This window comes from Streptomyces sp. NPDC002788 (assembly GCF_053592115.1).
This window is the reverse complement of sequence record NZ_JBSFVB010000010.1, coordinates 120,592-145,146: the sequence shown is the minus strand read 5'-3', so window position 1 is coordinate 145,146 and position 24,555 is coordinate 120,592. Positions and strand designations below refer to the sequence as shown.

25 protein-coding genes, 1 tRNA gene and 2 pseudogenes are annotated in these 24,555 nt (G+C 69.5%); 18 read left to right on the top strand and 10 right to left on the bottom strand.

Translation table 11 applies throughout. From position 1 onward, the window contains the following. Positions 1 to 84: 84 nt before the first annotated feature. The 3 genes from ACWD1U_RS20190 (at position 85) to otsB (ending at position 3,338) form a co-directional block, all read left to right on the top strand. Complete coding sequence (locus tag ACWD1U_RS20190; protein WP_451109218.1) at positions 85 to 1,029, top strand: glucosyl-3-phosphoglycerate synthase; 945 nt, start codon at positions 85 to 87, stop codon at positions 1,027 to 1,029. Between the two features lie 73 nt (positions 1,030 to 1,102). Then, positions 1,103 to 2,491: an alpha,alpha-trehalose-phosphate synthase (UDP-forming) gene (locus ACWD1U_RS20185; RefSeq protein ID WP_451109216.1), complete on the top strand. Its 1,389-nt coding sequence runs from the start codon at positions 1,103 to 1,105 to the stop codon at positions 2,489 to 2,491. Positions 2,492 to 2,498: 7 nt separating this feature from the next. Beyond that, positions 2,499 to 3,338: a trehalose-phosphatase gene (otsB, locus tag ACWD1U_RS20180; RefSeq protein WP_451109215.1), complete on the top strand. Its 840-nt coding sequence runs from the start codon at positions 2,499 to 2,501 to the stop codon at positions 3,336 to 3,338. A gap of 55 nt (positions 3,339 to 3,393) precedes the next feature. On the opposite strand, the gene ACWD1U_RS20175 is transcribed toward otsB, so the two are convergent. Both ACWD1U_RS20175 and ACWD1U_RS20170 read right to left on the bottom strand, forming a co-directional pair. Beyond that, positions 3,394 to 3,639, bottom strand: a complete 246-nt coding sequence (locus ACWD1U_RS20175; RefSeq protein WP_451109213.1) for a DUF3263 domain-containing protein — start codon at positions 3,637 to 3,639, stop codon at positions 3,394 to 3,396. Between the two features lie 35 nt (positions 3,640 to 3,674). After that, positions 3,675 to 4,928: an ABC transporter substrate-binding protein gene (locus ACWD1U_RS20170; protein WP_451109211.1), complete on the bottom strand. Its 1,254-nt coding sequence runs from the start codon at positions 4,926 to 4,928 to the stop codon at positions 3,675 to 3,677. A gap of 132 nt (positions 4,929 to 5,060) precedes the next feature. Here ACWD1U_RS20170 and ACWD1U_RS20165 point away from each other — a divergent pair, with 132 nt between their 5' ends. The 3 genes from ACWD1U_RS20165 (at position 5,061) to ACWD1U_RS20155 (ending at position 8,260) form a co-directional block, all read left to right on the top strand. Then, positions 5,061 to 6,002 (top strand): ROK family protein, encoded by a 942-nt coding sequence (locus ACWD1U_RS20165; protein WP_451109210.1) that lies wholly within the window; start codon positions 5,061 to 5,063, stop codon positions 6,000 to 6,002. Further along, a complete protein-coding gene (gene nagA, locus ACWD1U_RS20160) occupies positions 6,002 to 7,207 on the top strand; it encodes an N-acetylglucosamine-6-phosphate deacetylase (RefSeq protein ID WP_451109208.1) in 1,206 nt (401 codons plus the stop codon). The genes ACWD1U_RS20165 and nagA overlap by 1 nt, the downstream gene beginning before the upstream one ends. 123 nt (positions 7,208 to 7,330) lie before the next feature. Then, positions 7,331 to 8,260 (top strand): 1-phosphofructokinase family hexose kinase, encoded by a 930-nt coding sequence (locus ACWD1U_RS20155; protein WP_451109206.1) that lies wholly within the window; start codon positions 7,331 to 7,333, stop codon positions 8,258 to 8,260. 10 nt (positions 8,261 to 8,270) lie between these two features. Here ACWD1U_RS20155 and ACWD1U_RS20150 read toward each other — a convergent pair whose 3' ends face one another. Together ACWD1U_RS20150 and cdgB are read right to left on the bottom strand one after the other, a co-directional pair. Continuing rightward, complete coding sequence (locus tag ACWD1U_RS20150) at positions 8,271 to 9,221, bottom strand: carbohydrate-binding protein (protein ID WP_451109205.1); 951 nt, start codon at positions 9,219 to 9,221, stop codon at positions 8,271 to 8,273. 117 nt (positions 9,222 to 9,338) lie between these two features. Next, a complete protein-coding gene (gene cdgB / locus ACWD1U_RS20145) occupies positions 9,339 to 11,000 on the bottom strand; it encodes a diguanylate cyclase CdgB (RefSeq protein ID WP_451109203.1) in 1,662 nt (553 codons plus the stop codon). A 352-nt stretch (positions 11,001 to 11,352) separates the two neighbouring features. Between cdgB and ACWD1U_RS20140 the strand changes: the two genes are divergently transcribed. Beyond that, on the top strand, positions 11,353 to 11,937 hold the full coding sequence (locus ACWD1U_RS20140) for a flavin reductase family protein (RefSeq protein ID WP_451109202.1): 585 nt from the start codon (positions 11,353 to 11,355) through the stop codon (positions 11,935 to 11,937). A gap of 48 nt (positions 11,938 to 11,985) precedes the next feature. Further along, entirely contained in the window at positions 11,986 to 12,453 is a 468-nt protein-coding gene (locus ACWD1U_RS20135; RefSeq protein ID WP_451109200.1) for a GNAT family N-acetyltransferase, read from the top strand. Here ACWD1U_RS20135 and arfB read toward each other — a convergent pair. Then, positions 12,450 to 12,887 (bottom strand): alternative ribosome rescue aminoacyl-tRNA hydrolase ArfB, encoded by a 438-nt coding sequence (arfB, locus tag ACWD1U_RS20130; RefSeq protein WP_451109198.1) that lies wholly within the window; start codon positions 12,885 to 12,887, stop codon positions 12,450 to 12,452. The two genes, ACWD1U_RS20135 and arfB, sit on opposite strands and share 4 nt — an antisense overlap. 145 nt (positions 12,888 to 13,032) lie before the next feature. Here arfB and ACWD1U_RS20125 point away from each other — a divergent pair, with 145 nt between their 5' ends. Both ACWD1U_RS20125 and ACWD1U_RS20120 read left to right on the top strand, forming a co-directional pair. After that, the gene (locus ACWD1U_RS20125) at positions 13,033 to 13,608 is read left to right on the top strand and encodes a TerD family protein (protein ID WP_451109196.1); all 576 of its coding nucleotides are present in this window, start codon (positions 13,033 to 13,035) and stop codon (positions 13,606 to 13,608) included. A gap of 147 nt (positions 13,609 to 13,755) precedes the next feature. Then, positions 13,756 to 14,280: a GNAT family N-acetyltransferase gene (locus ACWD1U_RS20120; protein ID WP_451109194.1), complete on the top strand. Its 525-nt coding sequence runs from the start codon at positions 13,756 to 13,758 to the stop codon at positions 14,278 to 14,280. Positions 14,281 to 14,463: 183 nt separating this feature from the next. Here ACWD1U_RS20120 and ACWD1U_RS20115 read toward each other — a convergent pair whose 3' ends face one another. Further along, a complete protein-coding gene (locus ACWD1U_RS20115; protein WP_451109193.1) occupies positions 14,464 to 15,915 on the bottom strand; it encodes a M1 family metallopeptidase in 1,452 nt (483 codons plus the stop codon). Here ACWD1U_RS20115 and ACWD1U_RS20110 point away from each other — a divergent pair. Together ACWD1U_RS20110 and ACWD1U_RS20105 are read left to right on the top strand one after the other, a co-directional pair. Further along, positions 15,905 to 16,405 carry a hypothetical protein gene (locus ACWD1U_RS20110; RefSeq protein ID WP_451109191.1) on the top strand — a complete coding sequence of 167 codons (501 nt, stop codon included), beginning with the start codon at positions 15,905 to 15,907 and terminating at the stop codon, positions 16,403 to 16,405. The two genes, ACWD1U_RS20115 and ACWD1U_RS20110, sit on opposite strands and share 11 nt — an antisense overlap. A gap of 249 nt (positions 16,406 to 16,654) precedes the next feature. After that, on the top strand, positions 16,655 to 16,780 hold the full coding sequence (locus ACWD1U_RS20105; protein WP_451109190.1) for a hypothetical protein: 126 nt from the start codon (positions 16,655 to 16,657) through the stop codon (positions 16,778 to 16,780). A 12-nt stretch (positions 16,781 to 16,792) separates the two neighbouring features. Here ACWD1U_RS20105 and ACWD1U_RS20100 read toward each other — a convergent pair whose 3' ends face one another. Then, the gene (locus tag ACWD1U_RS20100; RefSeq protein ID WP_451109188.1) at positions 16,793 to 17,470 is read right to left on the bottom strand and encodes a pentapeptide repeat-containing protein; all 678 of its coding nucleotides are present in this window, start codon (positions 17,468 to 17,470) and stop codon (positions 16,793 to 16,795) included. A 71-nt stretch (positions 17,471 to 17,541) separates the two neighbouring features. Here ACWD1U_RS20100 and ACWD1U_RS20095 point away from each other — a divergent pair. The 3 genes and pseudogenes from ACWD1U_RS20095 to ACWD1U_RS20085 all read left to right on the top strand — a co-directional run. Continuing rightward, a pseudogene (locus ACWD1U_RS20095) lies at positions 17,542 to 17,788 on the top strand (FAD-dependent oxidoreductase); the annotation flags it as partial. Positions 17,789 to 17,833: 45 nt separating this feature from the next. Beyond that, complete coding sequence (locus ACWD1U_RS20090) at positions 17,834 to 18,817, top strand: zinc-binding dehydrogenase (RefSeq protein ID WP_451109186.1); 984 nt, start codon at positions 17,834 to 17,836, stop codon at positions 18,815 to 18,817. A gap of 52 nt (positions 18,818 to 18,869) precedes the next feature. Next, on the top strand, positions 18,870 to 19,793 hold the full coding sequence (locus ACWD1U_RS20085; protein ID WP_451109185.1) for an aminoglycoside phosphotransferase family protein: 924 nt from the start codon (positions 18,870 to 18,872) through the stop codon (positions 19,791 to 19,793). Between the two features lie 60 nt (positions 19,794 to 19,853). On the opposite strand, the gene ACWD1U_RS20080 is transcribed toward ACWD1U_RS20085, so the two are convergent. Next, entirely contained in the window at positions 19,854 to 20,384 is a 531-nt protein-coding gene (locus ACWD1U_RS20080; protein WP_451109183.1) for a hypothetical protein, read from the bottom strand. A gap of 53 nt (positions 20,385 to 20,437) precedes the next feature. After that, positions 20,438 to 20,572 (bottom strand): hypothetical protein, encoded by a 135-nt coding sequence (locus ACWD1U_RS20075; protein WP_451109181.1) that lies wholly within the window; start codon positions 20,570 to 20,572, stop codon positions 20,438 to 20,440. Positions 20,573 to 21,230: 658 nt separating this feature from the next. Here ACWD1U_RS20075 and ACWD1U_RS20070 point away from each other — a divergent pair. Then, positions 21,231 to 21,407 (top strand): annotated as a pseudogene (locus ACWD1U_RS20070) (tyrosine-type recombinase/integrase); the annotation flags it as partial. 96 nt (positions 21,408 to 21,503) lie between these two features. Here the strand turns inward: ACWD1U_RS20070 and ACWD1U_RS20065 are convergent. Then, a tRNA-Thr gene (locus tag ACWD1U_RS20065) sits at positions 21,504 to 21,571 on the bottom strand. A gap of 634 nt (positions 21,572 to 22,205) precedes the next feature. On the opposite strand from ACWD1U_RS20065, the gene ACWD1U_RS20060 reads away from it, so the two are divergent. Together ACWD1U_RS20060 and ACWD1U_RS20055 are read left to right on the top strand one after the other, a co-directional pair. Then, the gene (locus tag ACWD1U_RS20060; RefSeq protein WP_451109179.1) at positions 22,206 to 23,225 is read left to right on the top strand and encodes an LPO_1073/Vpar_1526 family protein; all 1,020 of its coding nucleotides are present in this window, start codon (positions 22,206 to 22,208) and stop codon (positions 23,223 to 23,225) included. Between the two features lie 47 nt (positions 23,226 to 23,272). Further along, on the top strand, positions 23,273 to 24,355 hold the full coding sequence (locus tag ACWD1U_RS20055) for an LPO_1073/Vpar_1526 family protein (RefSeq protein WP_451109178.1): 1,083 nt from the start codon (positions 23,273 to 23,275) through the stop codon (positions 24,353 to 24,355). The last annotated feature ends 200 nt before the right edge of the window (positions 24,356 to 24,555 follow it).

The window sequence follows — 24,555 nt, the reverse complement described above, 5'->3', positions numbered from 1 at the left end:
CGACCAGGACAGTTGAGGGAGTCGTCCGAACCGCGAGACGCGTCACATTCCGTCCCGCCGAGAGAACGCTAAGGAGCCGCCACGGTGCTGGAAGAAGTCGAGCGCTGGCTGAGCACCCGTTCCTGGTCCGCGAACGAACGCCCGCTCCACCGGATCCTGGCCGCCAAGCAGCGCACGGGCCGGACGGTGAGCGTGGTGCTGCCCGCCCTGAACGAGGAGGAGACGGTCGGCGACATCGCCTCCGTCATCCGGCACGACCTGATGCTGCAGGTCCCGCTCGTGGACGAACTCGTCGTCGTGGACTCGGGCTCCACCGACCGTACGTCCGAGGTGGCCGCCGCCGCGGGCGCGACGGTGGTGCACCGGGACGCGATACTCCCGCGCCTGCCCACCGTGCCCGGCAAGGGCGAGGTGCTGTGGCGCTCGCTGCTCGTCACACGCGGCGACATCGTCTGCTTCGTCGACGCGGACCTGCGGGACTTCTCGTCCGACTTCGTCTCCGGGATCGTCGGCCCGCTGCTGACCGACCCGGACGTGGCCCTGGTCAAGGGCATGTACGACCGTCCGCTGGGCGGCGCCGCCGGGCAGGGCGGCCGGGTCACCGAGCTGATGGCGCGCCCACTGCTCAACATGCACTGGCCGCAGCTGGCCGGGTTCGTGCAGCCGCTGGGCGGCGAGTACGCGGCCCGCCGCTCGCTGCTGGAGCGGCTGCCGTTCCCCGTCGGCTACGGCGTCGAGCTGGGCATGCTGGTGGACGCCCTGCACCTGGTGGGCCTGGACGCCCTCGCCCAGGTGGACGTCGGGGTGCGCAAGCACCGGCACCAGGACGGGCAGGCACTGGGCCGGATGGCCGCCGAGATCTACCGCACAGGCCAGCTGCGGCTGGCCCGGGGGCATCTGATCCGGCCGTCCCTGACCCAGTTCGAGCGCGGCGGGGAGGGCTTCGAAGCGCGCACCTACTCGGTGGACACCGAGGAGCGTCCGCCGATGGTGGAGATCGCCGAGTACCGGGCACGGCGGGCGGCCTGACCCTGGCTGTTTTCGGCCGGATGCGGCAGGTCCGTACGTTTGAGCGTTTACCGGCCGGGCTAGGTTGAGGCCTATGGGTTCGACGTACGGTGCTGCACAGGTACTGGTTGCCTCCAACCGCGGTCCGGTCTCCTACGCGGTGGGTGAGGACGGTTCGCTGAACGCCAAACGGGGCGGTGGCGGGCTGGTCTCGGGGCTGTCGGCGATCGGAGCGGACGCGGACGCGCTGTGGGTGTGCTCGGCGCTGTCCGACGGTGACCGGGAGGCGGTCCGGCGCGGAGTCGGCGAGGACGGCGTGCGGATGCTGGACATCCCCGCCGACGTACACGCGGACGCGTACAACGGCATCGCCAACTCGGTGCTGTGGTTCGTGCACCACATGCTGTACCAGACACCGCTGGAGCCGGTCTTCGACGCGGAGTTCCGGCGGCAGTGGGCGTCGTACGAGACGTACAACCGGGCGTTCGCCGAGGCGCTGGCCGAGGAGGCGGCGCAGGGCGCGGCGGTCGTGGTGCAGGACTACCACCTGACGCTGGTGCCGGGCATGCTGCGCGAACTGCGCCCCGACCTGCGCATCGGGCATTTCTCGCACACGCCGTGGGCGCCGCCGGAGTACTTTCGGATGCTGCCGGACGACGTGGCCGCACAGGTGCTGCGCGGCATGCTGGGCGCGGACCGGCTGGGCTTCCTCACTCAGCGATGGGCGGACGCGTTCGTCGCGTGCGCCGAGCGGTTCGCGGGCGGGCTCGGGGGCACGCGCATCGGCGTGCACGGACTGGGCGCCGACGCGGACTTCCTGCGCAAGCGGGCGCACGAGAGGGACGTCGAGGAGCGGATGGCCGCGCTGCGCGAGGAGATCGGCGAGGGCCGCCGCACCATCGTCCGGGTCGACCGCACGGAGCTGTCGAAGAACATCGTGCGCGGGCTGCTGGCGTACCGGCGGCTGCTGGAGACGCACGCCGAGTGGCGCGAGCGCGTGGTACACGTCGCCTTCGCCTACCCCTCGCGGCAGGACCTCACGGTGTACCGGGACTACACGGCCGCGGTGCAGCGCCTGGCCGACGAGATCAACGCCGAGTACGGCACGCCGGGCTGGACGCCGGTCGTGCTGCACGTCCAGGACGACTTCGCGCGCTCCCTGGCCGCGTACCGGCTCGCCGACGTGGCGCTCGTCAATCCCATCCGCGACGGCATGAACCTCGTGGCCAAGGAGGTCCCGCTCCTCTCCGACGCGGGCTGCGCGCTGGTGCTGTCGCGGGAGGCCGGGGCACACGAGGAGCTGGGCGAGGACGCGATCACGGTGAACCCCTACGACATCACGGGCACGGCCGCGGCCCTGCACGAGGCCCTGTCGATGCGCCCGGAGGAGCGGGCCGAGCGCTGCAAGCGCCTCGCCGCGGCGGCCACGGCGCTGCCGCCGGCGCGGTGGTTCGTGGACCAGCTCGACGCGCTGAGGGGCTGAGCGGCGGATGAGCACGATGCCCGCGCCGCAGCCGCTGCCGACTCCCGCCACGAAGGCCGGCCAGGAGGGCCTGGAAGCTCTCCTCGCCCGCCCGGGCAAGGCGTTGATCGGGCTCGACTTCGACGGCACGCTCGCGCCGATCGTGGCCGACCCGGAGCGGGCCCGGGCCCATCCCGAGGCGCTGTCCGCGCTGGCCGCGCTGGCGCCGAAGGTGGCCGCCGTGGCCGTGATCACCGGTCGGCCCGCCGAGGTCGCCGTGCGGAACGGCGCCTTCGCGAACGCCCCGGGCCTGGAGCACCTCGTCGTCCTGGGTCACTACGGCGCCGAGCGCTGGGACGCCCGCACCGGCGAGGTCACCGCCCCCGACCCGCATCCCGGCGTCGAAGCCGTCCGCGCCGAGCTGCCCGGGCTGCTCGATGGGAGCGGCACCTGGGTCGAGGACAAGGGCCGGGCCGTCGCCGTGCACACCCGCCGGGCCGCCGACCCGCAGGCCGCCTTCGACGTCCTGCGCGAGCCGCTCACCGACCTGGCGAGCCGGCACGGCCTGATCGTCGAGCCCGGCCGCATGGTCCTCGAACTCCGGCCGCCCGGCATGGACAAGGGCGTCGCCCTGACCGGCTTCGCCCGGGAGATCGGCGCCGAGTGCGTCCTCTACGCCGGCGACGACCTGGGCGACCTCCCGGCCTACGCCGCCGTCGACACGCTCCGCTCGGACGACACCCCGGGCCTTCTGGTGTGCAGCGGCAGCGACGAGGTGACCGAGCTGCGCGAGCGGGCGGACCTGGTGGTGAACGGCCCGGAGGGGGTCGTGCGCCTGCTGCGCGACCTTGCGGACCGGCTCGGCTGAGTCCTGAGGGGCCCTTGCACTGTGCCCGCCCGGGTCACACGGCCTGGCACCGCGCCTAACGCTCCGCCCGGCGCCTCTCCCGTATCCGCCGCAGCCGGTTCACCGTCAGCGGGTCGTGGGACAGGGCCCGGGGGTCGTCCAGCAGGGCGTTGAGGAGCTGGTAGTAGCGGACGGGGGCGAGGCCCAGTTCCTCTCGTATCGCGCGTTCCTTCGCGCCGGGGCCGGAGAAGCCGCGGCGTTCGAGTGCGAGGATGTCCCGCTCCCCGCGCCCGAGCTGCGTCTCACTGGTCTCCTCGTCCATGCCCGGCACCGTAACGCCTGCCACCGACAGCGGGGCTACTCCGCGCTCTCCGCCCGGTTCGCCGCCGCCTGGAGATGGCCCAGGACGCCCGAGGGGCTGCCGCCGGGGGCGACCGCCTTGCCGATCTGCTGCTTGATCTGGGAGCTGACCTCGGCCCAGGAGGTCTTGCCGACCGGGTAGAGCTCGGAGGCCAGCAGCTCCTCCAGGAACGGCCTCAGATGCTTGTCCTGGTCGGAGGCGGCCATGGTCGCGGACGCGGAGGCCGTCACCGGCAGCAGGTCGTACTCGCGGGAGAAGGCCAGCACGTTCTTCTTGCTGTAGACGAAGTCGAGGAAGTCACCGACCTGGTCGCGGTGGCCGTTCTTGCGGAAGGCCGTCATCCAGTCGGTGACACCGAGCGTGGACCGGCGCGCGCCGTCCTTGCCCGGCGTCGGCACCATGCCGTACTTGACGCCCTGCTTCTCGGCGATCCTCATCAGGGAGGGGTGCCCGTTGAGCATGCCGACCTGGCCGTTGGCGAACGCGGCGAACGCCGCGGCCCGGTTCAGGTTGCCCGGCGCGACCGGCCCGGTCAGGTCCTTGCCGACCAGTTCGTTCTTCAGCCAGGAGAAGGTGTCGATGTTCTGCGGGGAGTCGATGGCGTAGCTGTCGACGGTGTCGGTGTAGCCGCCTCCGCCGCTGAGCATCCACTGCATCGTCTCGGCCTGCGCCTCCTCCGGCCCGAGGGGCAGCGCGTAGGGGTACTTCACGCCCTCGGCCTTGAGTTTCTCCGCGTCCGCCGCCAGGTCGTCCCAGGTCTCGGGCGGGGTGATGCCGGCCTCGGCGAAGAGGGACTTGTTGTAGAAGAGCACCCGCGTGGAGGAGGCGAACGGCATGCCGTACTGCACGCCCTTCACCTGCCCGGCCGAGGCCAGCTGCCCGACGAAGTCGGCCTGCACGGGTATGGAGAGCAGGTCGTCGGCCTTGTAGAGCTGGTTGCGCGCCGCGTAGTCGGCGTACGAGCCGATCTGCGCCAGGTCCGGCGGGTCACCGGCGGCGACCATCTCCCTGACCTTGCGGTCGACGTCGTTCCAGGAGTACACGCTGACGTCGATGTCGACGTCGGGGTGGTCGGCCTCGTACTCCTCGGCGAGCTTGTCCCAGTACTTCTGGGAGCTGTTGGCGGCGCTGTCGCCGTAGTCGGCGGCGACCAGCTTCAGGGTCACGTCGGCCGAGCCGCCCGTGACGCCGCAGCCGCCGAGGACCGCCGTCATGCCCAGTGCGGACAACACCGCGATCGTTCCTGCCATTCGCCGCCGCTGCACCGCTGCTCTTCCCCAACCCTGGCGTCGCCGCCGCCGAAACTTTTCGATATGCGGAACAAGGTCTACACCACATGAGTGGACTAGACCTCTTGTGGGTCCCCGGGTCACACTGGTCCCGTGAGACATGTCATCGCCCTCGACGTGGGCGGCACCGGGATGAAGGCCGCCCTGGCCGGGCCGGAGGGCGAGGTACTGCACCGGGCCCGCCGGACCACCGGGCGCGAGCAGGGGCCGGACGCCGTCGTCGCGGGCATCCTCGACTTCGCCGCCGAGCTGCGCGCGTACGGCGCCGAGCACTTCGGCACGCCCCCGTCCGCCGCCGGCGTGGCCGTCCCCGGCATCGTCGACGAGGCGCGCGGCATCGCCGTCTACGCGGCGAACCTCGGCTGGCGCGACGTCCCCCTGCGCGACCTCCTGGCGGAGCGGCTGGGCATCCCGGTCGCCCTCGGCCACGACGTGCGCACCGGCGGCCTCGCCGAGGGCCGGGTCGGGGCGGGCCGGGGCGCGGACCGGTTCCTGTTCGTGGCGCTGGGCACCGGCGTCGCGGGTGCCATCGGCGTCGACGGCCGGGTCGAGGCGGGCGCGCACGGCTTCGCGGGTGAGATCGGCCACATCGTCGTACGCCCCGGCGGCGCCCTCTGCCCGTGCGGCCGGCGCGGCTGCCTGGAGCGCTTCGCGTCGGCGGCGGCCGTGAGCGAGGCCTGGGCGGCTGCCTCCCGCACCCCGGGCGCGGACGCGGCGGACTGCGCGAAAGCCGTCGACGCCGGCGACCCGCAGGCCCGGGCGGTCTGGCAGGAGGCGATCGACGCCCTGGCCGACGGCCTGGTCACGGCCCTGACCCTGCTGGACCCCGGCACCCTGATCGTCGGTGGCGGCCTCGCCGAAGCGGGGGAAACCCTGTTCACACCGCTGAGGGAAGCCATCCGGCGGCGCATCACCTTCCAGAAGCAGCCGTCGCTCGTCCCCGCCGCTCTGGGGGACAGCGCGGGTTGCCTGGGGGCGGGACTGCTCGCCTGGGATCTTCTGGCATCGACCGACCGCATGGAGGTAACGCCCTGATGGCAGCCCACCCGGGGGCGCGGGGAACTGCGCGACCAGCCACGACTCACCCCGCGACGTCGCCGGCCCCCACGGTCCTCACCGGTGCGACCGTCGTCCTGCCGACCGGAGCCGTCCACAGCGGCCGGCTGGTGATCGACGGCCCGCGCATCGCCGCCACAGCCCCCGAAAACGCCCAGGTCATCGACGTAACCGGCCACTACGTCGTCCCCGGCTTCGTCGACCTCCACAACCACGGCGGAGGCGGAGCCTCCTTCACCTCCGAGTCGGCCGAGGACATCCTCAAGGGCATCCACACCCACCGGCTGCACGGCACCACCACCCTGGTCGCCTCCACGGTCACCGGCGACATGGACTTCCTCACCCGGCGCGCGGGCCTGCTGAGCGAACTCGCCGAGCAGGGCGAGATCGCCGGCATCCACTTCGAGGGCCCGTTCATCTCCCCCTGCCGCAAGGGCGCCCACTCCGAGGCCCTCCTGCGCCACCCACACCCCGCGGACGTCCGCAAACTGATCGACGCGGCCCGGGGCCGGGCGAAGATGCTCACCCTGGCCACGGAACTGCCCGGCGGCCTGGACTCCGTACGCCTCCTGGCCGAACACGGCGTGATCGCGGCGATCGGCCACACGGACGCGACGTACGAACAGACCGTCGAGGCGATCGACGCGGGCGCGACGGTCGCCACGCACCTCTTCAACGCGATGCCGCCGCTCGGCCACCGCTCCCCCGGCCCGATCACGGCGCTCCTGGAGGACGACCGGATCACGGTCGAGCTGATCAACGACGGCACGCACCTCCACCCCGCCGCGCTGCAACTGGCCTTCCACCACGCGGGCGCCCGCCGGGTCGCCTTCATCACGGACGCGATGGACGCGGCCGGTTTCGGCGACGGACGCTACTGGCTGGGCCCGCTGGAGGTGGAGGTCGCGGACGGCATGGCCCGCCTGCTGGCGGACGGCACGATCGCCGGCTCGACCCTCACCCTGGACCGTGCGTTCAAGCGGGCGGTCACCGTCGACGGACTGTCCGTCGAGGACGCGGTGACGGCGCTCTCCTCCACCCCGGCCCGCCTGCTCGGCATGGACGACACGATCGGCTCACTGGAGCCCGGGAAATTCGCCGACCTGGTGCTGTTGGACTCCGCGTACGACCTCAAGGGCGTCATGCGCCGGGGCGCATGGGTGGTCGGTCCCCAACTGAACTGATGCCTGCCGCAGTCGGGAGACGGGGACCGACTCCAGGACTGGGCCGACCGCCGCCTCTTTGGCATGATCGGGTTACCTGAACGTTCACGGCAGCAAGCGCTTCATCGGGGGAGGTCGGCCCAGGTGATCCTCACGGTCACGCTGAACACCGCTCTCGACATCACCTACCGCGTACGGTCCCTCCGGCCGCACGCCTCCCACCGCGTCTCCGAGGTGACGGAACGCCCCGGCGGCAAGGGCGTCAACGCGGCCCGGGCCCTCGCGGCGCTCGGGCACGAGGTGACGGTGACGGGTTTCACGGGCGGGGCGACGGGACGGGTCGTGCAGGAGCGGCTGGCGTCGGTGCCGGGCGTGGTGGACGCGCTGGTCCCGGTCTCGGGCGCGACGCGCCGCACGATCGCCGTGGTCGACGAGCAGACCGGCGACACGACGCAGCTCAACGAACCGGGCCCGTTGGTCACGCCCGCCGAGTGGTCGGCCTTCCAGGAGGCCTACGAGGATCTGCTCCCCGGCGTCTCGGCGGTGGCCCTGTGCGGCAGCCTGCCGCCGGGCGTGCCGGTCGGGGCGTACGCGGGCCTGGTCCGTACGGCCCGTGCCGCGGGCGTCCCGGTCCTCCTGGACACGAGCGGCGAAGCCTTGCGCCGGGGCGTGGCGGCCCGCCCCGACATCATCAAGCCGAACGCCGACGAACTGGCGGAACTCACCGGCTCCCACGAGCCCCTGCGGGCCACCCAGGACGCACGCCGCCGGGGCGCGGGCGCGGTGGTCACGTCCCTCGGTCCCGCGGGCCTCCTCGCGGTCACCCGGGAGCGCCGCTGGCGCGCCACCCCGCCCACCACGCTCCGAGGCAACCCGACGGGCGCCGGCGACTCGGTGGTCGCGGGCCTGCTGTCGGGCCTGATCGAACACCTGCCCTGGCCGGACCGCCTGGCCCGAGCGACGGCGTTGTCCGCGGCCACGGTGGCGGCGCCGGTGGCCGGGGAGTTCGTCCGGGGAGTGTACGAGGAACTGCTGGGGAGGGTGGCGGTGTCGGGGGAGGTCAGCGCGGCCTAGTTCGGTCGGCTCAGCGCTTGACCTGGCCCGCCTTCAGCCACAGCTGGTCCAGCAGGACGTTGCACTTGTCGCCGTCCTCGCAGGAGACCGAGATCGTGTTGGTGCCCTTGTTGAGGGTCGGCCACGCGTAGGTCTCCGTCCAGCCCTTGGCGAAGTCACCGTCCGAGGTGTGGGTGAAGTTGCCCATGTTCAGCTTGTTGCCGAACGGCTTGCCGTTGACGGTGAGCGTCATGTCCTGGTCCTCGTCCACCGTGCTGTAGCGGGCGAAGACGGTGTAGGCGCCCTCCTTGGGCACGCCGTTGACCGTCCAGGTGACCGAGGAACCGACCTGGTTGAGGTTCCCCACGTAGATGCCGCCCTCGGACTGGGCGCCCTTGACGTCCTGAGCGAGCGTCGCGCCACCACCGAGCCGCAGCGACTTGGCGTCGATCTTCGGGAGCTCCTCCTGGGCCGCCCCGCTCTCGCTGCTCGAAGGACTCGGCTTCGACTCCTGCGACTGCGCCGGCGCGGCGCCGGCCCCGCTGGCCGAGTCGTTCTTGTCCTTGTCGCCGCCCAGCATGGCCACGCCGATGCCGATCACGACCGCGGCGACCACCGCGATCGCGCCGATCAGCAGGCCCTTGGTGTTGGGGCCGCGGCCCCCACGCCCGCCACCGACGCCCGGCAACTGCTGCTGCGCGGTGGGAGCGCCGCCCGGCAGCGTCTCCGGCGCCGCGTAGTGCGCGTTCGGCCGGCCATGCGCGCCCTGCTGCTGGACCTGGCCGTAGGGCGCGGCCTGACCGGCGTGCGTCTGCTGCTGGCCGTACGGTCGGGTGCCGACCGCCCGCACCCGGTTGACCGAGTTCGGGTAGCCGTAGCCCCCGGACGGCGGCTGGGCTCCGTTGGCCTGCCCGTCGGCGTAGAGATAGCCGAACGGGTCGTCGTCCTCGGGCGTGCTCGCGCCGTTGTTGCCGGGCGTCATCCCTTGGTCTCCTCAGTCAGGTGCGGTGCATGCGGTACATGGGGCAGAGAGCGAGCCTACCCGCTCCGCGTGACCCAAACGGGTGACCCAGACCGCATCAACTCGCTGACCTGGGGTTCACCCCGCCCGTCTGTGTTGTTTGGGACGAGATCGTTTCTCGACGTACATCCGCTCGTCAGCGGATTTCAACACTTCGTCCGCCGTCATTCCACAGTGTGCCCATCCGATGCCGAAGCTGGCGCCCACCCGGACGGCCCGCCCCTCGGCCCGGATGGGCTGGATGATCTCGTTGCGCAGACGGACCGCGAGGTCCTGGGCGTCGGCGCGGCCGAGCCCGTCGGCGAGGATGACGAATTCGTCACCACCGAGCCGGGCGACCGTGTCGCCGTCGCGTACGCCGTTGCTCAGCCGGCGGGCGACTTCGATGAGCACCGCGTCACCCGCGTTGTGCCCGAACCGGTCGTTGATCGACTTGAAGCCGTCGAGGTCGCAGAAGAGGACGGCGAGGCCCTTCGTGCCGTCGTCGTGGTCGCCGTCCGGGGCGACGGTGTGCTCATGGTGGTCGTAGGCGTCGTACGGCTCGGTGCCCGGCCGGAAGTCGAAGCCGTCCCCGACCGCGTCGAAGGCGGGGTGCCCGAAGGCGGCGTCGTGGGACTCGGCGACGACGGAGTGCGGGGGCGTGGCCCGCCGGCAGAGCCGCGCCGACAGCCGGGAGCGCAGCTCGGCGGAGTTCGGCAGGCCGGTGAGCGAGTCGTGGGAGGCGCGGTGGGCGAGCTGGAGCTCGCGGCGCTTGCGCTCCTCGATGTCCTCGACGTGGGTGAGGAGGAAGCGCGGGCCGTCGGCGGCGTCCGCGACCACGCTGTTGCGCAGGCTGACCCAGACGTAGGTGCCGTCCCGACGGCCGAGGCGGAGCTCTGCGCGGCCGCCCTCCGCGGAGGTCCGCAGCAGGGTGCCTATGTCCTCGGGGTGGACCAGATCGGAGAAAGAGTAGCGGCGCATCGCGGAGGCGGGGCGGCCCAGCAGCCGGCACAGGGCGTCGTTCGTGCGCAGGATCCGGCCGTGCTGGTCGCCGCCCATTTCGGCGATGGCCATGCCGGACGGGGCGTACTCGAAGGCCTGCCTGAAGCTTTCCTCGCTCGCCCGCAGCGCCTGCTGCTCGCGTTCGAGCCGGACGAGGGCGCGCTGCATGTTGGCGCGCAGCCGGGCGTTGCTGATCGCGATGGCGGCCTGGAAGGCGTACATCTGGAGCGCCTCGCGGCCCCAGGCGCCGGGCCTGCGGCCGTTGCGCGGCCGGTCCACGGAGAGCACGCCGATCAGTTCGCCGCAGGCGGCGCTGCCCTGCGGGCCGGGTGCGTACATCGGCGCGAAGAGCCGGTCGGCCGGGTGCCACTCGTCCTCGAAGCGGGGGGCGGGGCCGTCGGTGTACCACTGCGGGACGTCGTCGTCGTCGAGGACCCAGCCCTCGGTGTGCGGTATGAACACCAGGTCGCCCCAGTGCTCACCCATGACGAGGCGCCGCTCCCAGGAGTCGCGCGAGCCGACGCGGCCGGTGATGAGGGCCTCGGCGGCGGGGTTCCCGGCGAAGGCGGCGACGACGAGGTCGCCGTCGGGCCGTACGAGGTTCACGCACGCCAGCTCGTACCCGAGGGCGGCGACGACACCCTCCGCGACGGTCTGCAGTGTGTCCGCCAGGCTGCGGGCCGTGTTCATGTCGGCCATGACCTGGTGCAGTTGCCGCAGGGAGGCAAGACGGACGTAGGGCTCCGACTCGGTCTCCATGCTCGCCCTCCCCCCGAGTACCTCGCAGCGAATCAAGGGTTCTCATCGGCGTATCGTCCTGGCAGCTTCCCCGCCACTGAATCACAGCGCGCTGCCCACTCGGTACACAGGGTCAACAATTACTTCCCCTTGTGACTCAAGTCACAGGCAAACCTGAACAATTGAGTGGAGTTTCTGCGTTCTTCACGTGCGGATACCGAACGCAAACTTTGTCAGGTTGCGCACATCTATTTCCCGGGCCGTCCGACAGATGCCCATTGGCGGTACTCCGGACGTCGGTCGGGAGTCCTAAGACCGTGATCGGGCGGGAGCCCGATGCGGGGCGCGGGGGGCGGAGATTAGCGTTCCCGGTGTGCCGAACACTCCCGCTGCCACGTCCCCGATCATGCCGTCGCCCGCCTCCGGGCATCCTGAGGGGGTGAGCAACGACGAGTTCCGCGCCGCCATGTCCCGGCTGGCCTCGGGCGTGGTCCTGGTGACCGCGCAGGAGCCGCCGCTCGACCCGGACGACCCCTCGGCGCCGGGCAGCGAGGACGTGGGCATGACGGCCACGGCCTTCATGTCGGTGTCCCTGGACCCGCCCCTGGTGCTGGTGAGCCTGCGCGAGGGCTCCCGCATGGACGAGCTGCTCGAGGAGCAGCCCCTGTGGGCGGTCTCGGTCCTGTCCGAGAGCCAGCGGCACGTCGCGGGCCGCTTCGCCATGAAGGGCCGGGTCAGCGACCGCCTGCTCTTCGCGGACATCCCGTACACGCGAGGCGAGTACACGAGGTCGCCCCTGGTGGGCGGCGCCCTGGCGGTCCTGGAGTGCCGCACCGAACGGCGCGTGCCGTCCGGCGACCACACCCTGGTCATCGGTCGCGTCCTGACGGCCGGTGTTCCGAGCGCGGAGGGCGGGCCACTGACGTACTTCCGGGGGCGGTACCGGCACTTGGGGTGAGACGGAAACCGGTGGCCCGGGCGTGATCGGTGCGCCTATGGTGCGCGCATGACAGCGACGGGCCCTCGCCTCGAAGAGATCACCCCGGGAAACCTCGACGCCGCGCTCGGCATCCGCGTCCGCCCCGACCAGGAACACGCGGTCGCCCCGGTCGTGAAGTCCCTCGCCGAGGCGTATGTGCATCCCGGCGTCGCCTGGCCTCGCCTGATCGTCGACGGCGACCGCCCGGTCGGCTTCCTCATGGCCTTCCTCGACAGCGACTGGTACGAGGACGGCAGCGTGCTGCGCTCGGGCCTGTGGCGGCTGAACATCGCGGCCGGGGAGCAGGGCCGGGGTTACGGCCGTTTCGCCGTCGAGTCCGTCGCAAAGGAGCTCCGCCGGCGCGGCACCAAGCAGTTCTACGTCACCTGGCATCCCGGCCCCGACGGCCCGGAGGGCTTCTACCTGGGGCTCGGCTTCCGCCTCAACGGGGAGACCAGCGGAGGCCAGACGGTCGGCGTCCTGGATCTGGTCTAGCTCCAGTTCTGCCCGGAGCGGCCCCGCTTGGTGTCCGACCGCTGCTTCTTCTCGCGCAGCCGCCGCTCGTTGATACCCCGGGGGATCCGGGTCGGTTTGCGGGGCCTGGGCGGGGGTGCGGTGGCCTCGGCCAGGAGCGCGGCGAGGCGTACGGCGGCGGCCTCGCGGTTGCGCCACTGGGACCGGTGCTCGGAGGACCGTACGGTGACGACTCCGTCGACCAGGCGCCCGGCCAGCCGCTCCAGCGCCCGCCGCTTCCACACCTCGGGCAGCGCCTCGGTCCTGGCCAGGTCGAAGCTGAGCTCGACCTTCGAGTCACTGGTGTTGACGTGCTGTCCGCCCGGCCCCGACGACCGCGAGAAACGCCACATGAGCTCGGCCTCGGGCAGGGAGACGGAGCCGCGGATGACGTGGGGACCGGACATGCCGTCCATGTTCCCGCTCCTGTCCGGTCCACGTCACCCGAATATCGCGGGTAAAGAAAGTAAAGGACCTGGAACCTCGCGTACCCCTCTCCACGTTCATGGGGGTAGCTGTAGCTTCTTTGCCGTACGCAAACGAGGGAAGGGACTCCCAACAATGGCTGTAAGCCTGTCCAAGGGTGGCAACGTCTCGCTCACCAAGGAGGCTCCGGGCCTGACCGCTGTCACCGTGGGCCTCGGCTGGGACGTCCGCACCACCACCGGCACGGACTTCGACCTCGACGCGTCCGCGATCGCGGTCAACACGCAGGGCAAGGTCTACTCGGACGCCCACTTCGTCTTCTTCAACAACAAGCAGACCCCGGACCAGACGATCGTCCACACCGGTGACAACCGCACCGGCGAGGGCGCGGGCGACGACGAGGCGATCAACGTCAACCTGGCCGGCCTCCCCGCCGACGTCGACAAGATCGTCTTCCCGGTCTCGATCTACGACGCGGAGAACCGCTCGCAGAACTTCGGCCAGGTCCGCAACGCCTACATCCGGATCGTCAACCAGGCCGGCGGCTCCGAGATCGCCCGCTACGACCTCTCCGAGGACGCCGCCACCGAGACGGCGATGGTCTTCGGCGAGCTGTACCGCAACGGCGCCGAGTGGAAGTTCCGCGCGGTCGGCCAGGGCTACGCCTCGGGCCTGGTCGGCATCGCCCAGGACTTCGGCGTGAACGTCTGACGGACGCCCTCAGGTGTCACAGGAGCCCCCGGGCCGGGTAACCGGCCCGGGGGCTCCCTCGTCCTCCGGGGAGCGTCCCCAGGGGTGCGCACCCCCGGGCGCGGGGAACTGCGCGAGCCGGCCACCCACCCTCGATATGTTCTCGACGTGATCCTCGAACCCCTGCTCCCACCACCCCCCGGCCACCCCCTCCCCGAACCCCTCCTGGCGGAACTCGCGGCCCTCTACGCCTCCAACCACGAGTTCCACACGCTCAGCGGTGACTTCCCCGACCCGCACGACATCCGCCCGGAGCAGGTGGCGGCCACGCTGTCCGAGGAATGGGCTCAGCCCGGCACCGAAGTCCTGCTCGCCCGCAGCTTCGGCCGCCTGATCGGTCTCGCCGTCACCCTCGCCCAGCACCCCGACCCCACCGACCCGGACCCCTGGATCGGCCTGCTGCTGGTGGACGCGAGCCTGCACGGGCAGGGCCACGGCCGCCACTTGGCCGCCCTCGTGGAGGACCGCTTCCGCAGGGCCGGCCGAACCGCCGTACGCCTCGCCGTCCTCGACGACAACTCCAAGGCCCTGGCCTTCTGGACCGCCCTCGGCTACGAGATCGTCGACCACCGCGAGGACCGGCAACTGGGGCGCCCCTGCGCGGTGTTGCGCAAGGTGTTCCGGACCGCCTGAACGGGGGCACGATGTGCCCGTGGAGCGACGGCCGCCGCCGGGGCGCCGCCCCTCGACTCGGGCGCGTCCCGGGAACACCGTCTCCGGTACGGCCGGGCAGCGTGGGCGGCCCGGGCCGCGATGCGGCAGGTCCTCGAGCGGCTGAGACACCGGCGCCCCCCATCCCGGCAGAGCCGCCCGCGGTCACGGCCGGTCCGGCTTCCCCTCCCCGTACAGCCAGTCGTCCCAGATCCCGTCGAAATCCTGCCCGGGCGCCTGCTTCTCGACGAACGCCGTGAAATCCGCCGTGTCGGCGTTCCCGTACCGGTACTCGGCCGCCCACCCCCGCAGGATGCGCCAGAACCTGTCGTCGCCGACGGCCTGACGGATCTTCTGCAGCACCATCGCTCCCCGCCAGTACACCGGCGGGTCGGAGATCCGCGCGGCATCGGGCGGCTCCGCCGGCGGGAACGCCCAGATGGCCTCACCGTCCGCCTCCGTGTCGAAGTACGCGCCGGAGTACAGCGCGTCGAACGTCTTCTGCGCGCTCTCCCCGCCGTGGTCCTCCTCCCACAGCCACTCCGCGTACGTCGCGAACCCCTCGTTGAGCCACATGTCCCGCCAGCTCTTCGGTGAGACGGAGTCGCCGTACCACTGGTGGGCGAGCTCGTGGACGAGGAGCGTCATGTCGGGGGCGCCGGGGAAGACCGGCCGGCTCTGCGTCTCCAGGGCGTAGCCGACCCCGGGCGCGCGGTCGACGATCGCGCCGGTGGCGGAGAAGGGGTACGGGCCGAACCTCCGCTCCGCCCAGCGCAGCACCTCGGGGATCCGCCCGAGCACCGGCCGGCTCGCCTCCGCCTCCCCCGGGTCGACGGCCGTGTACACGGGCAGACCGCCGCCGGCCTCGGAGCGGCTGATGTCGAAGCGGCCGATCGCGAGGGTGGCGAGGTAGCTCGCCATCGGCTCGGCGGTGTGCCATACGAACGTCGTACGGCCCCGCGCGGTCGTCTCGCTCCGCAACTCCCCGTTGGAGACGGCCCGCAGGCCCTCCGGCACGGTCACCGCCAGGTCGTAGGGCGCCTTGTCGGAAGGGTGGTGATTGCCGGGGAACCACGCCATGGACCCCGTCGGCTCGCCGAGCGCGAGCACCCCGTCCGCCGTGCGCAGCCAGCCCTCCTCGGAGCCGTCCGGGTCGGTGACCGTCTCCGGCGCCCCGGAGTAGCGGACGGTCACGCGGAACGTCTCGTCCCGTTCGATGTCCTCGCGCGGCCGGACGGTGAGCTCCTGCCCGGCGCGGTTCCAGCGGGCGATGCCGTCGCCGACGGTGACCTTCCCGACCTCCATGCCGAGCAGGTCGAGGTTGAAGGCGGAGAGGTCCTCGGTCGCGCGGGCGGTGAGGGTCGCCGTGCCGGTGAGGTGGTGTGCGTCCGGGTCGTAGGCGAGGCGCAGGGCGTAGTGGGTGACGTCGTAGCCGCCGTTGCCGGCCTTCGGGAAGTACGTGTCGTGTACGCCGGAGCCACCCGGGGTGCCGTGAACTCCACCGCCACACGCGGTGAGGGCGAGCACGGAGGCGAACAGGGCGGGGACAAGACGTACAGATCGGGCCACGCTCGGGATCCTACGGTCGCGTGACACCATCACCTCCGTGCTCGACATCGGCTACGCCCTCTCCAACCGCTTCCCGGACCCGCCGCAGACCGACTACCGCCGTGCGGACGTCCGGGCGCTGCGGCACGACCTGTTCTGCGGTGACGTCTACCTGGCGGACACCAAGACGGACCACGAGGTGTCCACGGCCTGGGGGTGGGTGCCGGTGCTCGACTTCGCGTGGGCGCTGTGCGACATCGTGGAGCGCATCGACCGGGACCCGGCGGGTTCCCGGGCGTCCCGGCCGCAGCGGGCGGAGCTGGACTTCACCGAGTCGACCGACCGGATGCTCTTCGAGCGTCGCTTCGGGTGGGTGGACATCGAGGCCGACTGGATGCGCGCGGAGGAGCCCCCGCTCACCGTCTCCCACAGCGAACTGCGCCGCGAGGCCCGGGACTTCCTGCACGACCTGCTCGCCGACCTCACCGACCTGCACGACGACCTCGCCGAGAACCCGGCGGTCTGGACCCTCCAGGCCCGCTTCCCCAGGGTCCGCTGACGGGCGCCGCCGACCGCGGTGACACCATCACCCGTGATCGGCACCTGGCACGGGAAACCGGGGGCATGGGCGCGGGGGCGTGTGCCCCTACGGGCTGAACCACAAGATGACCCCACCGGCCGTGGTGGGCGGAGAGGGACCGGGGCAGGGCACGTCCGTCCGGCTCCACCGTGCCCCGACAGCCCCGCCCCGGACCGGCTCCGCTCGCTGCGCGCCTTCCCTCCGCGCGCCCGTCTCGTCTTCCGCGCGGTGGCCGAGGACCACCGACTGCTGGGCCGGGACGTGGACCCGCGTCTGGTCGACGCCCTCATCGCACTGCACGAGTCCTACGCCCACCCGAAGGCGGCGGGGGCGGGGGGCTGGTACGGGATGTGAGGACGAGCGCGATCAGCCCTCCACCCGGATCCCCCACTGAACGGCCAGCACCGGCGCCAGGTCCAGCAGCTGAGCCGGGCTGATCACCGCCCCCGACAGCCGGTCCAGTCCTCTGCTGATCTCCAGGGCCGCGGCCCCGCGCAGGTCGACGTCCGTGAGGGTCGCCGCATGGAGGTCGGCCCCCTTCAACGCGCAGTCGACGAACTCGACACGCTCCAGGCGGGCCCCACCGAAGTCCGGCTCGACGAGGACGCAGCCCTCGAAGACGACGTCTCTGAGGCGGGCCGTGCGCAGGTTCAAATAGTCGATCTTGCCGCCGCGGATCAGCACCCGCTCCAGCACCGCCCCGTGCAACTGTGGTCCGCCGAGGCGGGCGTCGGTCAGCTCCACGTCCCGCAGGGTCGCCTCGGCGAAATCGGTGCCGACACCCCGGACACCGGTGAGCACCGAGTCCAGGACACGGGCGTGCCGCAGCCGCGTCTCGTCCAGCGCGCACCCCGTCAGCGCACAGTCCATGAAGCGCGCGCCAGAGCCGTCCTGCCCGCCGAGGTCGGCCTCCCGGAACTCCAGCCCGTCGTAGTCCCCGTCCGGCTCCAGCCCACCGCCCTCGGACGGCTCCAGCACGGGCAGCCGCACCTCCGGTCGCCGCGCGCCCTTCACACCGGTACCGCCCGCCGCTCTCCTCGCCATGCCCCCCATGCTGCACCCCGCCACTGACAGCCCGGCCTGACCTGCGCGGACACCGGCCGTGCCACACGTTTTTCCCGGGCCGGCGCGAGCGTGTCACCTGGCGGCGCGAGGCCGTCGCCGACAGCCGCACGGCCGCGGTCGATCCACCGGGCAACAGCCGGCCGGACCGGTCGGCCGTGGACCGGGGCGACGGCGTCCACCTCGCCGGCGACCAGGGCGCGGCCCCCGGTGTGCTGTCGGAGGTCTCCTTCAACAGCGCCTTGACGGCGGTGCCCCTGTTCCCTCGGGCGCAGGGAGCTTGACCTCGAGCAAGCTTGAGGTTGAAGGCTGGGGCGCAGACCACGACACCACGAGGAGCCCCGTATGCACGCCATACGCCTGCACGCCTTCGGCCCGGCCGAGAACCTCACCTACGAGCAGGTCGAGGACCCCCGGACGGGCCCCGGCCAGGTCCGTGTCGCCGTACGCGCGGCGGGCGTCCACCTCCTGGACGCCGCCCTGCGCGAGGGCATGCGGGGCGGACCGGCGAACGAGCGGACGCCCCTGCCCACCATTCCCGGACGCGAGGTCGCCGGCGTCGTCGACTCCCTGGGCGAGGGGGTCGCCGGGATGTGGCTGGGCAAGCGGGTCGTCGCCCACCTCGGTTTCGTCCCCGGCGGCTACGCCGAACTCGCCGTCACCGAAGCCGAGCGCCTGCACGAGATCCCCGGGAACCTGGACTTCGCCGAGGCCGTCGCCATGATCGGCACGGGCCGTACGGCGATGGGGATCCTGCAGTTCGCCGACCTGAGGTCCGACTCGGTGGTCGTCGTCCCCGCCGCCGCCGGAGGCATCGGCACCCTCCTCGTGCAGTACGCCAAGAACGCCGGCGCCACCGTCGTCGGGCTCGCGGGCGGACCGGAGAAGGCCGCCCGGGTGCAGGCGGGCGGCGCCGATCTCGCCGTCGACTACAAGGACCCCGCCTGGCCGGCGAAGGTCCGCGCCCATCTCGGCGGCCGGACCGCGACCGTCGTCTTCGACGGCGTCGGCGGCGACGTGGCCCGCGAGGCCGTCGCCCTGCTCGGCCCCGGCGGCAAGCACATCGTCTTCGGCTGGTCCGGCGAGGGCATCCAGGACGGCCGGCCCTACCTCGTCGACGGCGTCTCCGAGGAGGTCCTCGGCCCTGTGATGCTGCAGAAGGCGGGCGGCCCGGACCCGGTCCGCACCCTCGAACTGCGCGCCCTCGCCGAGGCCGTACACGGCCGGCTGGCTCCGGCCGTGCAGCGCTTCCCGCTCGCCGAGGCCGCCGCCGCGCACCGCGCGCTGGAGACCCGCGGCACGACCGGGAAGGTCGTTCTGGAGCCGTGACCGTTCGAGCGGCCCGGAGAGGCCCGCGGCCCTCACGGCCCGGGAAATTCACATGACCCGCCCGGCACACCCCACTACCGTGCCGAGGGTGATCGAGATTCCCCGGGGACTGGCGGTGTCACAGGAGAAGTTCAACGGCGAGGCGGGCCGCGCCTTCATCGCCGCACTGCCGGAGCTGACCGCCCGCTTCCTCGACCACTGGGAGCTGAAGCCCGACGGACCGCCCATGCACGGCGTCTCCGCCCTGGTACTGCCGGTCCTGCGCCGCGACGGCACCCCCGCGGTCCTCAAGCTCCAGATCCTCGACGAGGAGAGCGAGGGCGAGCCCGTGGCCCTCCGCGTCTGGGACGGCGACGGGGCGGTCCGTCTCCTCGACCACGACGAACCCACCGGCACCATGCTGCTGGAGCGTCTCGACGAGACCCGGATGCTGTCCCACGAGCCGGACACCCACCAGGCCGTCGTCACCATCGCCGAACTCCTGGCCCACCTCACCTCCTTCCCGGCCCCGCCCGGCCTGCGCCGCCTCGGCGACATCGCCCGCGCGATGCTCGACCGGACCCCGTGGGCACTCGACCGCGTCCCCGACCCCGAGGCCCGCCGCCTCGTCGCCGACTGCGCCGCCGCCGTGCGCGAGGTCGTCGACGAACCGGGCGACCGCCTCCTCCACTGGGACCTGCACGACGAGAACGTCCTCGCCTCCGGCCGCGCCCCCTGGCTGGCGATCGACCCCAAGCCCCTCGCGGGCGACCCCGGCTTCGAGCTGTGGCCCGCCATCGACAACCGCTACGACCCCGGCGACATCCTCTGGCGCTTCGACGCCATGACCGACGTCCTCACCCTGGACCGCCCCCGCGCCCGCGCCTGGACCCTCGGCCGCCTCCTGCAGAACGCCCTGTGGGACATCGAGGACGGCCGCCCGCTGGACGACGGCCAACTGGAGATCGCCCGCCGCCTGCGCACCCACGGGAGCTGACCGAGCCGTCGTTCCCTCCGCAGCAGAGTGCCTGATGCGGAGCGCCGTCGTTCCTGATGCCTACTTGGCTAGTTCATCGATCCGCCAACCAACGATTCCGGATGATCCCGCAAGCCCCTCGACATCGATCTCGATCTGCGCCGGGGCATCCGTAATACGTTGACGGACTAGGACACTGTCGCATGCCACGGTCTGCCGCTCTGGGCGTTTCATGGTCACAGCGAGACGGACCTCCCCCGCCCCTGAGCAGACAACAGCAAGCGTGTAGGACTTGCCGCTCGACAGGACCGGGCGGTGGTGGATTCCGTCGCTTACGCGCTCCAGTCCCGACTGTACGAACAGGTCGCCAAGTTCGTCGATCTCTCCGATCCCTAGCGCTTCTTCCGCCCGCTTCTCGAGAACCTTCCTCTGGTCACTTGTCACAGAGGGGGAAGCGCTCGGTTTGGGATTCTTTGACGGCCCGCCCTTATCCTCAGACTCGCCACTGCATCCAACGAGGAAAGCAGCAGACAGGATCGGGGCCAGGAGCGTAGCACCGCGACGCGTGAACCATTTTCCGTAGATCATGTCCGAGTTTCCCAGTAACGCCATCCGACCTCCTTGGTCGGCATCTTCACACCACCGGACCCAATCTTCTTCTCGCCTCAGGCGCCGTACTGCATGTGCTTGGCGCCGAACTCCGCCTCGGCCTTCGCGAGGAGGAAAACGCCGGTCTCGGCCGAGATGTTCCCGCTCACCCCAAGCCCGATCTTGCCGGATTTCAGGACCTCGACGCTCACCGTCCCGCCCGGTCCATCCTTGTATGAGGTGTCGTTCCGCCAGGACGGGATGCGATAGTGCTTCTTACGGCCCGTGAGCGCGTACCGCTTTCTTGTAGGGATTGTCGCAACGCTGCGCCCCTATATCACCCTCGCCCGCCACTTCTGGCAGAGCGTTGAGCTCCCTCTCGGCGGCCATCTCTTGGGCCGACATCACGGGCCCTTCGACCACAGAGCGGTCATTACTGCTCCGAGGGTCAACACTATGGCCGAAACGAGTTAGCGCCGCACCGGTGCTCTACGCAAGTGGATTCCCCTCCCTTGCCGCCTGGGTTTGCGGGTTGAGGGGAATATATAGCGTGACTGATGTGACAGTCCGCCAATAATAGATCTACTGAGGGAAACTTGAGGCTGGCGAAGCAGTTCATTCACAGCCTCAGCGGCCCGCGCTGCCACGCGTCGACCGGCACCCCCGATCAGGCAGTCGGAGCCGGATCGACTCATCCCCTAGTGTCAGGGACCTGGCAGCCGCACGGCGGACGGATCCTCGCCCTGCGCATCACCCTCGACGAGCGCCTGATCCGCCGAGTACGACCTGACGGTGTGGCCGAACCGGCGCCGGGCGAACGGTGGCGCGTCGTGCGTTCGGGCACTCGAATCGACCGGCGTCCGCTCGATCAGGCGCCGGATCATCGTCGAGAATGTGGCCACCCTCGTGGACCCGCCGACCGTCGACGAGATGGAAGCGAACCCGTTCTCGATCGAGGAAGCGAAAGCCTTCTTGAAGGCCGCCGCCGAGCGGCCCACGTTCATGCGGTGGGTGGTCGGTGTCGGCATGGACTTCCGCCAGGGTCAACTGAGGACCGACGACCGCCGCGCGGCCCGCGCCCGGCGCCGCCGCATCCGCTGACGACAAAACCCCAGGTCAGATACGCCTGACCTGGGGTCCCACTGGAGCCCCCTGTCGGATTCGAACCGACGACCTACGCATTACAAGTTGTCCGATCTTGGTCCGGGGGCGTCCGCGGGTGTCCGCGAATGGTGCTCCGTGCCTGTTCAGAAGGGCTGGCGGACCTCATCGGACGATGACGGATGGTTGCGGAGCTAGTGGCTACTGAGACCAAAACCGAGACCACGGCCGTCCACTCAGATCCGCACACGCCATGTTGCCCTGACCAGCGAGATGGCTAGTCGACCTAGCTCGGTCGCACCTGGCTCACCGGCCCACGTCGAGAGCCCGACTGCTGGAACTATCTGAACTGGCCCACATCGAAGCTCCGATGGCTCAAAATACTGGGGTGACCGGAATACAGCGAACCATCTTGGTGTGTACCACGGCAGCCATGGGGCTGGCGTGTATCGCCGCCAGCGTCTATCTGGGCCTGGAGCGAGCAGACAAGGTTGCCAGCATCGTGAGCGCTGTCGCTGGACTCGGATCACTGGCTGTAGCCCTGTACCAGTTGACCCAGTCCGCGGGGAGCCCGGCAGACGGATCTGCGCCCCGGCAAGTGCAGAGGGCTGGAGACAACTCCACGAACATCCAGAGTGGTGGAAGCATCACGTTCGGAGACAGTAACGACGTGGGGGGCAGCCGTTGATTTGGCGACAGAAGCAGCGGGGCGGGGACGGGTCGACAAACATTCAAGCCCAAGTAGTGCAGTATGGCGTTAGCTACGATGACGCTAAAGCTATCGCGATGGATGTTTTCAAGGAGAATTTCACCAAGCTATCCCAGAACGCCCACCGACTGGCGATCGAGCGAGCAGACGAGTTCACCGCGAACTACTTGGCCGAACTCCACGAAAGAGAACCGCAAGCAGTTGGACAGATCGAGGATCCAGGAGTTCAGTCTGACATCCTAGAAGCGCAAGCCGGCTTTGCGAAAAGTGGCGATAAAGATCTTGGTGAGGTACTTGTTGACATCCTAGTCGACAGAACGGCGCGGACAGAGAGAACTACGGCCACACTCGCACTAAGCGCCGCAATTACAACTGCGCAAAAACTCACGGCCAGTCAATTTGCAGCCTTGAGCGCCTTGTTCGTGTTCAAGCAGCTCAGATTTTTCAGAGTTGCCCACCATGAGCAGCTATACGAACGGATTAGCCTCTGCCTGACCCGGCTAAGAGAGGACATGGTGCGCCTTTCAGACTCAGATGTTCAGTACTTGGCGGCACTAGGATGCATCACCATCTCAATGGGTTCGACTCCGATTCATCAGACCTTGCAGACAACCTACCCTGGACTGTTCTCTGAAGGAATCGATGTCGATTCAGCACCCAAAGAGCTGAGTGGGAGCGCCGAAACTGGCCCTGAATCCGTTATCGCTAAACTGAAGGACACACCGGCAGTAATAAGAAGCCTCAGAGACCCTACAAAATTTCAAATTGCCGCTGCCGATAGCGATGCACTGGGTCAGATCATAGCCAATTCCGGACTTCAGGAGTACGAGTCCGTCTTGCGACAGACACTCACCGCAAGACCTGTAAGCGGTGACACGATCATAGCGGAGCTGCGCGCATTCGATCCAACCCTAGGAGAGATCATAGACGTATATGAGGCCAGATCGCTACCGAATTGCAGCAACACTGCTATCGGTACCGCAATTGCTCACGCCAATATCCGCAAAGCAACCGAAGGAAATTTTAAGGTCGCTCTGGATGTCTGGCTGTCCTAGTAACATCAGCCACCAGCCAAGTATAACAACAAGACAGGGCGTGACGGATGACCCAGCGACAAACTCAACGTGGTGGAGATGGGTCCACGAACATTCAAGGCGGGAATGTAAATTACATAGAAAGAGCTCAGTACGGAATCAGCTATGATGACGCCAAGTCGATAGCAATGGATGTCTACGAGGGGAACATAACGAGGTTTACCGAAATAGCCCGCGAAGTCGCACTGGAGCGAGTCAAAGAATTTACGAGTAGACTCCTTGGTGACATTCCGCCAGAATCCCTCGAAGCATTGAAGGACCCGGACATTCAACGGGGGCTGTTTTTCGCCCAACAAGAGTTCGCATGCTCGGGGGATGAAGAACTCGGCGACACTTTGATTGAGTTGCTCACCGAGAGGATGACCAACTCTCGGCAGGGCATGCGCCGACTGGTTCTTAATGAAGCCTTGAGGCTTGCAGTCAAGCTAACTTCGGATCATGTCTCCTTGCTAACCTGCAACTTCTTCCTGAAGTACGTTTCATTCGGAAATGTCAAAACTGTACAAGATGTGGCCGCGGAGCTGGGCAAGGCACTTAAGCCTTACCTCAATGACATATTCAACCTCGGACAGCCAGACATCGACTATCTGCTAGGCACTGGCTGCTTGACCGTCAGTTCGGGATTTATTCAAGAGACCATGCCCCCCGGCCGCTACATGAGGTTGAATTACCCAGGGATCTTTTCCCGAGGCTTCACGCTAGACGAGTTCCCCGACGGATACCACCTATTGGACACCCCACTGCTTGAAGAACATCCCGCTGCGGAGGGGAACCGATACAGAATGTGTGCCGTCTCAGAAATAGAACTTAATGCGCTGATCCGCAAGCACAACCTCGAAGAGGTGCGAGGGATCGCAGAGAATGCACTTAAATTCAGCATTCAGCCCGAGCATGTAATCCTCGATGCAATCCTGGAGTGCGATCCACATCTAAAACCATTCTTCAAGCGATGGCAGAGCATGGGAATGGATAGATACATGAGTTCCGCCAGTGCAATGACTATCGCTCACGCCAACGTGCGACGTGTCAGCGAGGGTAAGTTCTCCGTTCCACTCGACAATTGGCTGAGCCCTAGTGGTGAATTCGACTAACTAGCACCCTCCCAGTAGTGACACGCGGTATCGCACGGCCCCATTAAGGTCCTTACAGTCAGCCCGTCTAGTCGCGATCACCAGGGACGGTGGCCACGTACTGATGCCACCGGACCGGCAGAGACGGATGCAGACCGGGGCCACAACTGACACCGGGCATTATCTGGCCGTGGCCTCGGAGCTCTCTCCGCAGCGGTCAT

Bases quoted from the DNA above. Each gene is read 5' to 3' on its own strand.
- ACWD1U_RS20125 (WP_451109196.1), top strand. From the start codon at position 13,033: ATGGCTGTAAGCCTGTCCAAGGGTGGCAACGTCTCGCTCACCAAGGAG.
- arfB (WP_451109198.1), bottom strand. From the start codon at position 12,887: ATGGACGGCATGTCCGGTCCCCACGTCATCCGCGGCTCCGTCTCCCTG.
- ACWD1U_RS20080 (WP_451109183.1), bottom strand. From the start codon at position 20,384: ATGGCGTTACTGGGAAACTCGGACATGATCTACGGAAAATGGTTCACG.
- nagA (WP_451109208.1), top strand. From the start codon at position 6,002: ATGGCAGCCCACCCGGGGGCGCGGGGAACTGCGCGACCAGCCACGACT.
- ACWD1U_RS20135 (WP_451109200.1), top strand. From the start codon at position 11,986: ATGACAGCGACGGGCCCTCGCCTCGAAGAGATCACCCCGGGAAACCTC.
- ACWD1U_RS20100 (WP_451109188.1), bottom strand. From the start codon at position 17,470: ATGGCGAGGAGAGCGGCGGGCGGTACCGGTGTGAAGGGCGCGCGGCGA.
- ACWD1U_RS20170 (WP_451109211.1), bottom strand. From the start codon at position 4,928: ATGGCAGGAACGATCGCGGTGTTGTCCGCACTGGGCATGACGGCGGTC.
- ACWD1U_RS20115 (WP_451109193.1), bottom strand. From the start codon at position 15,915: ATGTCGAGCACGGAGGTGATGGTGTCACGCGACCGTAGGATCCCGAGC.
- ACWD1U_RS20085 (WP_451109185.1), top strand. From the start codon at position 18,870: ATGACCCGCCCGGCACACCCCACTACCGTGCCGAGGGTGATCGAGATT.
- otsB (WP_451109215.1), top strand. From the start codon at position 2,499: ATGAGCACGATGCCCGCGCCGCAGCCGCTGCCGACTCCCGCCACGAAG.
- ACWD1U_RS20055 (WP_451109178.1), top strand. From the start codon at position 23,273: ATGACCCAGCGACAAACTCAACGTGGTGGAGATGGGTCCACGAACATT.
- ACWD1U_RS20090 (WP_451109186.1), top strand. From the start codon at position 17,834: ATGCACGCCATACGCCTGCACGCCTTCGGCCCGGCCGAGAACCTCACC.
- cdgB (WP_451109203.1), bottom strand. From the start codon at position 11,000: ATGGAGACCGAGTCGGAGCCCTACGTCCGTCTTGCCTCCCTGCGGCAA.
- ACWD1U_RS20185 (WP_451109216.1), top strand. From the start codon at position 1,103: ATGGGTTCGACGTACGGTGCTGCACAGGTACTGGTTGCCTCCAACCGC.
- ACWD1U_RS20150 (WP_451109205.1), bottom strand. From the start codon at position 9,221: ATGACGCCCGGCAACAACGGCGCGAGCACGCCCGAGGACGACGACCCG.
- ACWD1U_RS20175 (WP_451109213.1), bottom strand. From the start codon at position 3,639: ATGGACGAGGAGACCAGTGAGACGCAGCTCGGGCGCGGGGAGCGGGAC.